Consider the following 13,646-nt stretch of genomic DNA (forward strand, 5'->3'; position numbering starts at 1 on the left):
CTGTGCCCGGAGATCAGCCTGAATTTTATTTATTGCAGTTTTTGGAACCGGGAAATACAAAGACCCCGGACCTTAGCTGGGCGGATGCGGGGGATTTTACCGGCCGGGTTTCGCTGTTTGACGAAGCAGGGGAGAAAGTGTTAGCCACCATTTATAAAGAAGGGGAAGTAACCGACTTTATTCCGGAGGAAACAAAAGATGAGTTTGAAATGTGGGATAATACCAGAGGAAAAACGGATACGGATGAAATGCAACTGGTGTGCGTTACGGTTACCACGCATCATTGTACTGACTGGTACAGAGTCTATAGCGATGGATCCCGTGAATATACAGGTCGAACCTGTAGTGGTAGTACCACGAGCAGGGTGTGTTCCTCAGGTGGAGGCGGTGGATCAGGAGGTGATGGAGGCTCCACTGGCGGAAGTGGTGGAGATTCAGGAGGCGGTAGCTCAGGCGATGGAGGCGCCCCGTGCGGGGATCCCGTCCATGGATGCTTTGAAATGGAAGTGAAGGATAAGATCGTGGGCTTTATGGGAACTATTGGCATTGATACTAAAGAATTAGATAAATTTCCCAAACTTAAATGCACGGTCGACCGAGTACTTGATACAAATAGTATGCAAGATCTTATTGCCGAATTCGGCATGTCTTACACCAATTATGATTTGATCTTTTCAGGTGCTCCAATATTAGAAGATGAAAATGGGGACGAGTTCCTTGGTGGTTTAGATATCGTTGATGATAATGATGGAAGAAAGAATTTTGTCATAATGGCTAACAATCATTTAGCGCAGGACCGAAGCTCGGTTGAGGTGGCCATTACATATTTACATGAAGCCATGCATGCAGAAATGCGCCGGTATCTATTAGATAATGCTGATACCTCTACCCTACAAAACTTCCCGGGATCGATTACCGAAGATTGGAAAAATTACGTAGCTACAAGAAATCAAGAAAATGCCGAACATATCGCAATGGCTAAAGAATATGTCGATTTTATAGCCCAGGCTGCTTCCGATTTTGATAATAACAGAATGTCCTTTGAATATTATCAAGCATTAAGTTGGATTGGTCTTTCACCCGATGCTAATAATGTTTGGTATACGGAATATACGCCACAAGAAAGAACACAAATACTTAATAATTTGGACGCTGCAAAAGAAATCTTGGAAGATAGAACTAATAAAATGTGTAATTAATTATGAAGCTGTATTTTTTTATTTCATTTCTTTGTCTCTCATTCTTATGTATAGCAGGTTGTGAAGGTACAAGCGTAAATGAACAGCGGGTAGCTGTTCTAAACGCATTATACTACCAAACATTTGAAGACAACAGTATTCGTATTGCTAAAAATTCCTATTCTTATGAGAGTTCATTGAAAGACTGGGATACACTTAGCTTATCAGAGATAGAGTCTATCCAAGCACATTCTTTATATGGTGATGAAGATTCTTTGCGGAAAGCTTTTACTTTTACGGATGAAGATATTCAAACATTTAATAACCAATTAAATGAAAAACCTGAGGCTTTTTGGCCTCGCTGGGGTTGGGATACGCCTAACTTTATCTCCAGGGAGGACTATCCCGACTATTTTTCAGGAGAGGCCCAATTGCCTCCCGTTGAAAGGCCTGCTTCCAAACGCATACGTATTATTTCCCTTTCTGTACCCTTGGTTAGTTCTAATCGGGCATTTGTAGCTGCTGAAACGAATAAAGGTTATGGTTCTGTGGCAGTAGATGTGTATTTACTTGGCAAAAAAGATGGTAAGTGGGTTGTTATTGCTGTAAACAATGTTTTTACGACATAAGAGTGATCAGGCTATTAAAGGCAAGGGTTGCCATTCGCCTTTAACGGAACGAAATGCTGTAGGACAAAACTACATTGATGCTCAAGAAGAATTAGATAATAGAAATTCTGATTATTGTAATTAACAATGAAAAGATTAATAGTATTCTCTTTTTCTTTTTTCTTCATTATCTCATTTTTAACTAATTGTAATGAAGAAAAGGAGATATATTCTCAGCGGAATCATATTCTTCATTTAGTTTATCAGGAATATGAGAATAGCTATAAGGATAGCATTGCCGTATTTGAAAGCTCATTGAGTGATATTGACCGGTATATGAAGTTAACCAGTTTTAATACTACAAAAATATCAAATGAAGATATTCAAAGATGGAATAATCAACATGAAAACTATAAGAGGGTATATTGGGAAAAATGGGGATGGAAGAATATCTCTTTGATTAGCAAAAACGAATTTCCTGACTACTTTGAGTATAGTATTCCTCCTCCAGGTACTGAAATTACTAATTATATTACTGTACTTTATTTCTCCGTTCCATTGGTAGGTAAAGAAAATGCATTGCTATTTGTTGCAAAAAAATCAGGTAAGTATTCTTGGAATGTGTATAGGATCATTTTAAAAAAGACAGCGGGTGAATGGAGTATTGCGTCAAAAAGAAATATTATTACTACTTAGAGATCTTAATCTAATTATTTTTAGCAATAGAATTGAGATTTATTCTACCTAAGTAGCTATCGTATTACTAATCGTACTCTTAAAGGAGCCTGCAGACCAGAATAAGATGGTCAAAAATACCAGGCTGCACGAAACAGGAGCTCCGATGTTTGCAGCAATTAACGGGCGACTTATTTACTTACTTGCAGCAGGAGGACTATGCGTTCTTTTAGTGTCCTCTGGATGTCATACGAATTCCAAACAGCAGCTGCATGAGGAGCGCCTGCAAATCCTCAACACGTTGCTCCAAAAATATGCAGAAGGCGACAGTATTGCCGTCTATGAAGAGTCGATTCAGGATATCAGTATTTCTTTACCCAAAGAAAAGCTAGCGACTAATTATCTAAATAATGATAGCCTGACCATCTCGCAAGAAGACTTGGAGGCTTGGCAAAAGCAATGGGAAAACTACGAACCGGCAGAGTGGAAAGAATGGGGCTGGGATACCGATTATTTGATCAGTCGGGAGGAGTTTCCCGAGTATTATGATTACAGCGTTCCTCCGCCCGGGTTTGAAGTTAAAACTTTTGTTAAGATCGTTTACTTTTCTATGCCTATAGTGGGAGAAAATCATGCCTTTGTTAATGTAGCTACTTCCCGCGGTAAACATTCATGGGTTGTTGTGTATATAATAATGGAAAAGAAAAATGGAAAATGGATCTATCATTCTTCAAAAGGCTTATTTACAAGCTAGTCTTAAAATTGAGATGGATGCTTAATTCTGTAGAGTACGTAAGTCCATAAGCTGTAGTTGAGTTTCCTTCCTTTTTTTGAGTTTCCAATGATTTATAGCTCCTTCCGGCAGATTTTCCCCAACTTTGATTTGGAGATTAAGGCAGATGATATTCCAGATGAAAATAACACAATAACACTGGGTGAAACTAGTATGACTGGTAGCAAACAATTTACTATTACACTAAATAGTCGATATTTAGATCTTCCTTCCTTAGATATAGCCAGAACCCTTTTACATGAAGCCATTCACGCAGAAATGAAGAGAAAAATAGCATCGGTAGGTGGAGAAATAACGACAAAAAATTTTCCTGGAATCTATGATTATTATACAAGATACGGTAGGGAAGGAGATTGGAGCCATCAACAAATGGCCGCTCATTATATAAATACTATTGTTAATGGCCTCCAAGAATATGATAATAATCAGCATTCAGAATCTTTTTACGAAAGTATAGCATGGAAAGGCTTACAAGGGACAACTGTTTGGAATCAATTATCGACTGATCAGCAAGAATATTATAATTCAGAGTACCAAGTATTTTTGAGCACAGGTAGTAAGAATTGCCAATGATATAACCTAAAGCCATCAAATGTGATGAAAAGGCCTATATTGATGTTTCTAATTTTTGTTCCAATAATTTTATTTTGGAATACAACTGTAGCACAAACCAATTCCTCACTCTATCTCTTGTTTCAAGAAGATGGAGAAACAATGATGGACAGTAAAAGATCGACTGCAGATTCTCTCTGCCAGCTTAATTTTCATTTTGACCTTTATCCTCAAAAGTTGAGAAGCGATCCGTTGGATTTTAGAGCAAAAAATATATCCCAAAAGGATACCATATCTATTTCAGAATTAAATAGTTTAAATATTAGAAATTATAACTGGCTGAAAGAATACTATTCAGAATATTTTCAGGAAGTTCAGGAAAAGGCAAGTAGAAAAGAACCAATCCAAATATTCGATTTGAACAAAAGCTTTAAACAAATATTCATTGTCCAAATTGATTCGCTAAATAGATATGCAATTATCACCCCAGTCGAATATACCGAGATTATCCAATAAGAGACACACATCAGAAGATATCCTTAAAATGAGGAGATATTTGCATGGTGCGACAGATACATCAACCCTGCCAGGATTCCTGGGAGATTTTTCGAGTGACTGGGGGGCCTTTGTCAATGAAAGATGTAGCTAACATTACCATAATAGTTATAATATTGGTAATCTTTGTTGGTTGTGCTGAACAATCAAAAGAGGTAGAAACCAATAAAATTCTTCGGACCTTAATCGAGGAACAACAGGATAGCCTTAATATTTATTTTGAACCGATAGATTCAGCGGGGACAAAAAAATTTAAAAAACATATTTCATATACAGATGAACCCGACAGCATTGTATTATATTATAAATCTGTTGATACCTTAAAATTTGAGAAACCACTTACGGTGGAATTTTTGAACCAATATGGTTTCACATATGGAAATGATATAGATACTCTTTTTACTAAAGAGGAAGTTGGCCAGTGGAATGAGGATATATCTAATTATAAATCAAAGAAGTGGAGTCGGCAGGAGAGCAGGAGCCTTCCTATTATTGCCAAAAGCCACCATGAAATTGAAGAATTTTACACACAACAGGAAAAATTGGAATCTTTTTTTTACTATTCTACACCTTTCTTTAATAAGGAGGGAGATAAAGCTCTTATCTATCAAAATAAGATTTCGAAATCCAGCAAGATAAGGCAATTATACATTTTAAGTAATAAGGGAGATACTTGGTCTCCCATTTATAGAGTTACACTTTATATTTCTACCTCTTAAAGCCCTATGAGGTGAATATTAAAAAGGATTTTGTATCTCAAACTGCTGCATCATTAAAAGTAATCAACACAATGCCGGGAAAAGCACTAACTTTAATTTAACTATTAAAGTAAAGTTAAATTCTGATGTCCCGTTTCTTGAGAGTGAACGTGGAAGTAATAATTTCACAATGGTACTAAATGAAACAAGGATATCGAATAGATATCCAATAGAAACAGCGGTTACAATGATGCACGAAGCTATGCACGCCGAGATGCGACGATACCTGTTGGATAATGCAGATACTTCGACACTTCCGAACTTTCCGGGATCGATTACTGAAGATTGGGAAAACTATGTAGCTACCAGGAACCAAGAAACTGATGAAGCCAATCAAAGTAATGCCGAACACCAAGCTATGGGCTACGAAGAATACATCACCTTAATTGCCGAAGCGACCTCCGATTTTGATAATGGAAGGATGCCCTTTAGTTATTATCAAGGATTAGCTTGGGTTGGCATATATGATAAAGATAATGAAGGATGGAAAAACGCTTCCGAAGCTTATAAAGCTAAAATAAGAAAAGGATATAATAATGCTAAAGAAGAACTAAGAAGTCGTAATAATGATATATGCAATTAGCATTAACAAAAAATGTATAGTTTTTGTCTTATTTGGATTAATTGTTCTACTCTTAATGCAGGGGTGTGACAAAAATAATGTTTCTAAACCCGAAAAAATTAATGTGTTAAATGCACTGGTTTCTCATTATCAAACTTATGAAGATTCAATAGCGGTTTTCCACGAATCGTATGAGTATGATACTGAAGATATTAACTTTACTAGTTACAAAGACAGTGACTATTTCAGGGAAGCTTTTTCCTCCATCACTAGGAAAGATATGCAGGCGTGGGAAAAACAACTCCGTGAAATAGAAACAGTTGAATGGAAAGAATGGGGATGGGAAACTCCCTCTTTTATAACGGAAAAGGAGTATCCCAAATCATTTGATTATGAGGGGCCACCGCCACCTGGAGTAACCATAGAAACGTCCTTAACAGTTTATTTTTTTTCTATACCGCTTATCAGCAGTAAACATGCTTTTGTAGAAGTTGCCTACAAATCTGGGAAGTATAACTGGAATGTTGATATTGTGCTGTTGAAAAAAACTGATAAAGTTTGGAAGGTCCAATCAAAAAGTAACATCACCACAACTTAAGTTTGTGTTTTGAGGTTTAAGGCAATTAACCGGCGACTTCTTTACTTATTTGTAGCAGGAGGGCTATGTGTTCTTTTAGTTACCTCCGGATGTGGTATGAATCCCAAACAGCAGCTGCATGAGGAGCGCCTGCAAATCCTCAACACGCTGCTCCAAAAATATGCCGAGGGCGACAGTATCGCTGTTTATGAGGAATCGATCAAGGATACTAGCATTGTACTATCCAAAGATAAGCTGACGGCTGATTATCTTAACAGCGACAGTCTGACTATCTCGCAAGAAGACTTGGAGGCTTGGCAAAAGCAATGGGAAAACTACGAACCGGCAGAGTGGAAAGAATGGGGCTGGGATACCGATTATTTGATCAGTCGGGAGGAGTTCCCTGAGTATTATGACTACAGCGTTCCCCCGCCTGGATATCAACTCCCTTCGGAGTTGACGATTATTCACTATTTTTCCATTCCCTTAGTAGGAAAAAATACGCTATTATAGTACATACAATAAAAAGAAATAAAACTATGGGAGTCATAGTCATAGATACTTTTAAGAAAAAAAGTAATGGCAAGTGGATTTACCATTCTTCAAAAGGTTTATTAACAAGCTAGTTTTAAAAATGAGATGGATACACTTACATTCATGTTTTCTACTTATTGGTAGTATACTTCTTATAACTAACTCTTATTCCTGTAAAACCAAAGGCACACTTTATTCTTTGGAATCTGATGCTGCTCTTTTTACTACACTTGTACAATATGTAGACACTGCAGGTTTACAATTTGATGATCCAAAAGACCTAGAATATCTGCGTATTGATCCTCGAATGATAGATTCTACATATCAACAATTTACACGATTAGAAGAAGAACATTTGCAATCGAGTTCTTCCAAGCTATTAAAGAAGCGTATCAAGATAATTGAGAAATTTGATTTGGAAGATACAGATATAATTGCTGATCTTGATTGTGTTTTTTCACAAGGACTTCCAGATCCATCAAACCTAAAAGACCCTGAAAAATTACGATCCGATGTTCCACCGCATTGTAAGAAAAAGGGTTTTTTCCTATCTATTATTTTTGGTCAGCCCAAAAGTACTTCTATAGATAATTGTGCAGAGTCTGATTTTGAACAAAATGAAAGTCCTAACTTTCAATGTTTTGCAGTAAGAGCAGATGAATATACATCGTATTCAGAATTATCATTTCGATTATATATAAAAAAGGATCCAGTCGAAGGCTGGGTTGTGGTAGGAAAAGAACTTCTAGGAGGTTCTTATTCATAAAATACTGTAAGAAAAAATAACTTCTTAGATCGGTGATGGTACTGGGCTATTGGCTCATTCCGTAATTTCTTTGGTGAACTCCGTTTCTTCGAGCAGTCCGCCATCGGGATTTCTGCCAACCAGCCAAAATAGGATACTGATCCCAAGGCCCGGATAGAAAGGCTCCATTCCCAGGAATTTATATTCATAGCTCCCTTCCGCGGTGATGGTCCCAATGACAAGCCACAGTAGGGAAACACCTATACTAGTAACCATGGTGGGCAAGACCCAACCTTTTTTCAGTGTGAAGAAGCGCAGGTAAACGCCCAAAACAGGAATCAGGAGACCGGGAAGCATCACCGAGCCGATAATATACCAGAGATCGATTACACTGGGATAGACGATAATCAGCAAAATTCCCAGGATGGCCGCAATGATGATGCTGATCTGTGTTAACGTATTATTCTTTACCTTGGGGAAGAATTTTACCAGGAAATCACGCCCGAGTGTTTGTCCCGATAAGAAGAGGTAGCTGTCCAGTGTGGACATGATGGTCGCCAGTAGAGCCACAAAAAACAGGCCCTTGAAGCCAATAGGCAGTATTTCGTTGGCTAAATAGGGATATACCATGACGGGTTCGGCTAGATCAGGACCGAGGATGGCCCACCCGTAAATACCGCTGAACATGGTTAGGAAATCAAAGACGGACCAAAGCAGGATGGAGATAAAGATCCCTTTTTTAGCGGTCTTTGGATTTTTGGCTGCTGCGGCGCGCTGATGAAAACTCGGATCAACGAAGGTCCACAGGGCAATAAAAAACCAGACCAGGATGTATTGCAGATCATGTCCGCCGGTAATATCGCGATAGTTGTCTGGCATCTGGCTCCAGAGCTGTCCCATTCCCCCGAAATCCATCCCGGCAAAGATAAGCAGGGAGATAAAACCCCCGAACATGAGCGCAATCTGAAGCATATCGGTATGCACTACGGCACTGAATCCGCCAAAAGTAACATAGGCTACCGAAAAGAGGGCTACTGCGCTCGCATACCATAGGAAGTCGCCCGATCCGCCGGTAAGATATTGGAAAATAAGTCCCAGCATCAGAATATAGGGGGCGGGACTAACCAGGATAAAGATGGGGAGGGCCGAAAAGCGTCCGGCTTTTTCGCCATAGAAGTTGCCCACTGCTTCCGGCAGGGAGAGGGCTTTGTTCATCCGGATTTTGCCGGCCAGTAGCCACGCAAAGAGGGCGGAAAACACATAGAAGGGAAATCCGAACAGCAGCCATTGCGAGATACCAAACTGGTAGCTGTATTCTCCGACTCCGAGTATTCCGCCGTACCACGTAGATACGAGCGTAGCAACGAAGGCCGGTAGACTCATTTTTCGTCCGGAAAGCAGGTACGATTCCTCATCGTCAGGATCCCAGTCGCGCTGCCAGGTCAAATAGACCAGCAACCCAAAATAGATCAGAATCATTGCCCAGTCAATGAGTGTAAATTCAAGTTCAGTCAAGGGACGGCTACGATTGAATTAAAATGGGTTAAAGATATTCCGAAAGTGGCTACTTTCAAAAGAAGTTAAGAGCCTCTAAAAAGCTTCGAAGAAGAGTAGGTCTCCTTTTTTATGAGTGATCGTAATGGGGGTACCGACAACTGTATTGGAAGAGCCATCCCTCACTCCATTTTCCAGGGTTTCGTCTTTGAGGGAGTATTTGAGCCCTTCGGTGGTGATATTGGTAACTTTGCCGGAGAGCGGAAAAAGGGAAACCAATGTTCCTATGGGAAGTTCTTTGGAAAAAGAGTGGGGGAGAATCTGGCTCTTTCCAAAATTGTCAATGAGGAAGAGATCTTCGAACTGACGGTTGAACTGTTTGAGGACGGATAAATTTTTGAGCGTATGGTCGAGGCGAAGTCCGGTTGCTCCCAAAATATAGATATGTGATCCTCCCTTTTGTTGGGCCAGGGATAGTGCTTTTTCAAGATCATTTGATTCCTGGCCGGGTCTATGAATAATTCTGAAGTTATCGGTGTCTCGATCCTCAAAACTATCCAAATCTCCAATCACTACATCGGGGGTATCACTGAATTGACGAGCTATATTGCCTCCGCCATCCGCCGCAATAAAGTAGTCTGTCTTCGCTCGATATTTGTAAAACAATTTTTCAGACGGGGGCTCGCCATTGCATAAAATGAGCATTTTATCCATAAAAAGAGGCCTTAATAGTTTTTAACCGGATATGGAACGAGTATGATACGGTAAAATTGGGATAGATTATACCCCTGAAAAAAATATTGCTTTCTTCATAGCTATGTACCATTTTAATAAGCTTATTTTTTGCGGTCTAATCCGTTATTATGTTTGAAGAACTCATTCAAAAATTAAAGGAATATCGTACCGTAGGCGTTTATTCTCATATTCGGCCAGACGGTGATTGTATAGGTGCGCAGATAGCCGCCTGCCTCTGGTTGGAGAAAAATGGTATCGAGACGTATGCCTTTAATGATGATGAAGTACCTTTAAATCTTCATTGGCTTGCTGAATACTATCCCATACAGAAGCCGGATGAGTCTCTTTTGAAAAAATGTGATGCATTTCTTGTCCTTGACGGAAATTCTCCGAAGCGTTTTGGTAGCTTTTCAGATTATATTCAGGATGATCCCAAACCAACCTATATGGTTGATCATCATCCCGATCCTTATGATGGCTTTGATTTCAGTATATCGGTAGAGGAGGCTTCATCAACGTGTGAGCTCATATTTCATCTTTTCCTTCAAAATGATGTCTCGCAGGTTGACGAAAAAGTAGCAAAAGCGCTCTATACGGGTATTTTAACGGATACCGGCTCCCTGCAATATGACAGCGTTACGCCAGAGACGATGAATATTGCTTCTGAGTTGTTACGCCTCGGCCAGTTCCGTCCCAATGAAGTGGCCGAGAAGGTGTTTTCCAATAAAAGTTTAAATCAACTGCACCTGCTCAGTAAGGCGATGGGCACGATTGAATTATTCGAAGACAATCAAATCGCTATAATGTACGTTACCAAAGAAATGCTTGAAGAAACCAATACCACCAATGATGATACTGAAGGCTTTGTAGCCTATCCGCTGAGCGTGCGGGGTATTAAAGCCGCCGTACTGTTTAAAGCGCTCGGCGATGGCGTTAAGATGAGCCTGCGGTCTAAAAGTGATGAAGTAGATGTCAATAAATGGGCTCGTGAGATTGGCGGTGGAGGCCATAAAAAGGCTTCTGGAGCCTGGCATCCGGGCCCCCTTGAGGAAACCATCCGGGAAATTGTGGAAATTGGGTCCAAGCAGTTAGTAAGCGTAGATAAGTCGTAACATAAATTTTCCGAATATCGAGATGAAATATTCTCTTTTTGGCATGAATGCCACATTCCTGTTTCTCCTTTTTATTACTAGTTGCGCTGATGTACCTCAGCAGGAAAATACCAATAAGGTCCAGCGGGTGATGCAGGCCTCGGGCTCTTCTCTCTCTCAGTCTACTTCTCCTTCGGCAAATGGGGAAGGGACCCGCTCGCAAACAGTAGAAAGCAACAGTCAGCCAGTCACTCAAAATATTTCCCAAAGTCGAAGAACCGCCATCACCAATGCGGTGGAAAAGGTAAGCCCGGCGGTAGTCAGCATTACGGTAACGGAAGTTGTGACGCGCAGAGGCCAGGCGTTCAGCGAATTTTATAACCGATTCTTTTCTGTTCCCATGGAGCAAGAGGTTAGCAGTATGGGCTCGGGATTTATCATAAGTAAAGATGGTCTGGTGGTGACAAATCAGCATGTAGCGGGAGAAAATGCCAAAAAAGTAATGATTTCTCTGCCGGAGGGATCGCAGTATGAAGCTGAAGTTCTCGGCTCGGATGAACTCGCCGATCTTACCCTGCTTAAAATGGATGCCGACCGCGAATTTCCTGCTGTAGAGTTTGGTAATTCGGACAGTGTAATTGTTGGAGAGTGGTCATTGGCAGTCGGTAATCCATTTGGATTGTTTAAATCCGCACGACCTTCTGTAACGGTGGGGGTGGTGAGTGCTAAAAACAGGGATTTTCGCCCCAATCCTAATGAGCCGCGGGTATATATGGATATGATACAGACCGATGCCGCTATTAATCGCGGAAACTCAGGGGGACCGCTGGTTGATAGCGAAGGCAAAGTGATTGGGGTGAATACCTTTATTTTCACCGGAGGAACCAGTTCTGGTTTTGTAGGATTGGGATTTGCTATTCCCAGTAACCGGGTACAGAAGATTATACGTCAACTCGAACTTTCAGGGGAGGTACAGCTTCCCTTTGATCCGGGTTTTAGCACCGCTGAGATGACCTATCAATTAGCTGCTCGCTATAATCTTCCGGCGGTGACGGGACTGCTGGTACAAAGTGTCAATCGTGATGGACCGGCTTTTGAAGCAGGAATTGTGCCGGGAGATATTATCTTGAGAATTGGTGATGAGCGGATACAAAGCCAAATGCATGCCCAGGCGCTTATGAGAGAGTTTTCGGAAGGAGATTCCATGCAAGTAGAGTTATGGCGGCGTGGAGACCGGTATGAAACGGAGATATACCTGCGACAAAAAGTGAAAGAGTAATTTTAATCCGGATTAATCCTCTTTTCGATCCAGGAATTTTTGTACCCGTTTATGATGGAGGTCACTTTCCCAGAATTTAGCAAAGGAATCAAGTTCGGACTCAATAGCCTTCCACCGGGCATGGGCCAATTGCAGAGCCTGTTCTTTTAAGTTTTTGATAAAAGCCCTATCGTTACGAGTGAGCTGTTCTGCCCATTCCCAGCTTTCCCCGGAGAGTTTTTTAGGATCGGTCAACCGGTCTACTAGGTTATATCGGAGTGCTTCTTTGGCATTAACTACTTTTGCTGCTCCCAGCCAGCGCAGGGCTGTAGAGCGACCGACGCGTTCCACAAGGCGGGTAAGTCCGCCCCAGCCCGGAGGGAGATAGAACTTGCTTTGGGTAAAGCCAAAGACCGCATCGAAGGAAGCAATCCGAAAGTCAAAGGCAAGCATTATTTCACATCCGCCCCCGTAAGCAGCCCCGTTTATAGAGGCAATGGTCCAGCAAGGTAGCTTTTCTATGCGTGTGAGCAGGCTGACCATGCGCTGGGCCATAGGCTTTGCATCCTCAGCTTTTTTAAGGGTATGAAACTCACGCAGGTCACCTCCGGAAATAAATGACTGGCTGCCTGCTCCCTTCAGAATCAGACATCGTGTCTCTTCATCCTTCTCGATACGCCCGATGAGATCTTCCAGTGCTTCTATCACTTCGAAGTTTACAGCGTTGTGCTTTTCGGGCCGGTTGACAACGGCCTGACAGATATTATTTTTAAATTCGACTTTTAGGTTAGGCAATGTTAGATTAAGGCCGTATTAATTAAGGTGATATGTATGATCAATAGTAAATGGAAACTATATGTATCTTGTCAATAAAGAAAAAATAAATCGATCGCTCTCTACAAAGATAGTAGATGCACGCGTAGCCCAGGTTTTTAATTCGTTTGAAAAGGTACTTGTCACATCCTCTTTTGGAACTACATCTGCTGTATTACTGCATTTGGTAAGTCGGATTAACCCTGGCTACCCTATTTATTTTATTGATACTGGGTACCACTTTGATGAAACACTTACCTATAAAAAACGACTGACACGCCTGCTGGATCTTAATGTAATAGATGTTCATCCTGACGAGGAGAGGCATGGGATGACTAAGGAAAAACAGTTATGGAGTCAGGACGCTGATAGATGTTGTGAGATAAATAAGGTTGAGCCTATCGAAAAGATGAAAGGTAAACACGATGTGTGGATGTCGGGACTGATTGGTTTCCAAAATGATCATCGCAACACCTTGCAGATTGTCGATGAAAAAGACGAGATGCTTAAATTTTATCCTCTAATAGATTGGAATAGTTCGCTGGTTGAGGAATATATTGTTGGTCATGGATTGCCCCAACATCCACTAAAAGAGCAGGGATACCACTCTGTAGGCTGTACGCATTGTACGGTACCCGGGGTGGGACGCAATGGGCGATGGAATGAGCAGTCGAAGACGGAATGCGGATTACACAATAATTGAGAAATACAGGAGTAA

Annotated in this window: 17 protein-coding genes; 14 read left to right on the forward strand and 3 right to left on the reverse strand. The window is 40.9% G+C overall.

Annotated features, from left to right (window positions below):
* The 11 genes from ABEB05_RS07830 to ABEB05_RS07880 form a co-directional block, all read left to right on the forward strand.
* The coding region (locus ABEB05_RS07830; RefSeq protein WP_265789063.1) for a hypothetical protein at positions 1–1,199 on the forward strand (1,199 nt) is incomplete at its 5' end.
* A 2-nt stretch (positions 1,200–1,201) separates the two neighbouring features.
* Positions 1,202–1,807: a hypothetical protein gene (locus tag ABEB05_RS07835; RefSeq protein WP_265789065.1), complete on the forward strand. Its 606-nt coding sequence runs from the start codon at positions 1,202–1,204 to the stop codon at positions 1,805–1,807.
* Positions 1,808–1,933: 126 nt separating this feature from the next.
* Complete coding sequence (locus ABEB05_RS07840) at positions 1,934–2,482, forward strand: hypothetical protein (RefSeq protein WP_265789067.1); 549 nt, start codon at positions 1,934–1,936, stop codon at positions 2,480–2,482.
* 106 nt (positions 2,483–2,588) lie between these two features.
* Positions 2,589–3,215, forward strand: a complete 627-nt coding sequence (locus ABEB05_RS07845) for a hypothetical protein (protein WP_265789069.1) — start codon at positions 2,589–2,591, stop codon at positions 3,213–3,215.
* A 57-nt stretch (positions 3,216–3,272) separates the two neighbouring features.
* The gene (locus tag ABEB05_RS07850; RefSeq protein WP_265789071.1) at positions 3,273–3,827 is read left to right on the forward strand and encodes a hypothetical protein; all 555 of its coding nucleotides are present in this window, start codon (positions 3,273–3,275) and stop codon (positions 3,825–3,827) included.
* A 42-nt stretch (positions 3,828–3,869) separates the two neighbouring features.
* Positions 3,870–4,322, forward strand: a complete 453-nt coding sequence (locus ABEB05_RS07855) for a hypothetical protein (protein ID WP_265789073.1) — start codon at positions 3,870–3,872, stop codon at positions 4,320–4,322.
* A gap of 116 nt (positions 4,323–4,438) precedes the next feature.
* On the forward strand, positions 4,439–5,080 hold the full coding sequence (locus ABEB05_RS07860) for a hypothetical protein (RefSeq protein ID WP_345694257.1): 642 nt from the start codon (positions 4,439–4,441) through the stop codon (positions 5,078–5,080).
* 226 nt (positions 5,081–5,306) lie between these two features.
* A complete protein-coding gene (locus ABEB05_RS07865) occupies positions 5,307–5,702 on the forward strand; it encodes a hypothetical protein (protein WP_265789077.1) in 396 nt (131 codons plus the stop codon).
* 55 nt (positions 5,703–5,757) lie between these two features.
* A complete protein-coding gene (locus tag ABEB05_RS07870) occupies positions 5,758–6,279 on the forward strand; it encodes a hypothetical protein (RefSeq protein ID WP_265789078.1) in 522 nt (173 codons plus the stop codon).
* A gap of 96 nt (positions 6,280–6,375) precedes the next feature.
* Entirely contained in the window at positions 6,376–6,771 is a 396-nt protein-coding gene (locus ABEB05_RS07875) for a hypothetical protein (RefSeq protein WP_265789080.1), read from the forward strand.
* Positions 6,772–6,991: 220 nt separating this feature from the next.
* Positions 6,992–7,558, forward strand: a complete 567-nt coding sequence (locus ABEB05_RS07880) for a hypothetical protein (protein ID WP_265789081.1) — start codon at positions 6,992–6,994, stop codon at positions 7,556–7,558.
* A gap of 54 nt (positions 7,559–7,612) precedes the next feature.
* Here the strand turns inward: ABEB05_RS07880 and ABEB05_RS07885 are convergent, their stop codons facing one another.
* Both ABEB05_RS07885 and ABEB05_RS07890 read right to left on the reverse strand, forming a co-directional pair.
* Entirely contained in the window at positions 7,613–9,052 is a 1,440-nt protein-coding gene (locus tag ABEB05_RS07885) for a sodium:solute symporter family protein (RefSeq protein WP_265789082.1), read from the reverse strand.
* A gap of 75 nt (positions 9,053–9,127) precedes the next feature.
* Positions 9,128–9,745 carry a thiamine diphosphokinase gene (locus ABEB05_RS07890; RefSeq protein WP_265789083.1) on the reverse strand — a complete coding sequence of 206 codons (618 nt, stop codon included), beginning with the start codon at positions 9,743–9,745 and terminating at the stop codon, positions 9,128–9,130.
* 149 nt (positions 9,746–9,894) lie between these two features.
* On the opposite strand from ABEB05_RS07890, the gene ABEB05_RS07895 reads away from it, so the two are divergent.
* Both ABEB05_RS07895 and ABEB05_RS07900 read left to right on the forward strand, forming a co-directional pair.
* Positions 9,895–10,878: a DHH family phosphoesterase gene (locus ABEB05_RS07895; RefSeq protein ID WP_265789085.1), complete on the forward strand. Its 984-nt coding sequence runs from the start codon at positions 9,895–9,897 to the stop codon at positions 10,876–10,878.
* Between the two features lie 22 nt (positions 10,879–10,900).
* On the forward strand, positions 10,901–12,136 hold the full coding sequence (locus ABEB05_RS07900) for a S1C family serine protease (protein ID WP_265789087.1): 1,236 nt from the start codon (positions 10,901–10,903) through the stop codon (positions 12,134–12,136).
* A gap of 12 nt (positions 12,137–12,148) precedes the next feature.
* On the opposite strand, the gene ABEB05_RS07905 is transcribed toward ABEB05_RS07900, so the two are convergent.
* Positions 12,149–12,910 carry an enoyl-CoA hydratase/isomerase family protein gene (locus tag ABEB05_RS07905; RefSeq protein WP_265789089.1) on the reverse strand — a complete coding sequence of 254 codons (762 nt, stop codon included), beginning with the start codon at positions 12,908–12,910 and terminating at the stop codon, positions 12,149–12,151.
* A gap of 61 nt (positions 12,911–12,971) precedes the next feature.
* Between ABEB05_RS07905 and ABEB05_RS07910 the strand changes: the two genes are divergently transcribed.
* Positions 12,972–13,631: a phosphoadenylyl-sulfate reductase gene (locus ABEB05_RS07910; protein ID WP_265789091.1), complete on the forward strand. Its 660-nt coding sequence runs from the start codon at positions 12,972–12,974 to the stop codon at positions 13,629–13,631.
* Positions 13,632–13,646 lie beyond the last annotated feature (15 nt).

Source organism: Fodinibius salicampi, from assembly GCF_039545095.1.
Classification (GTDB): Bacteria; Bacteroidota; Rhodothermia; order Balneolales; family Balneolaceae; genus Fodinibius; species Fodinibius salicampi.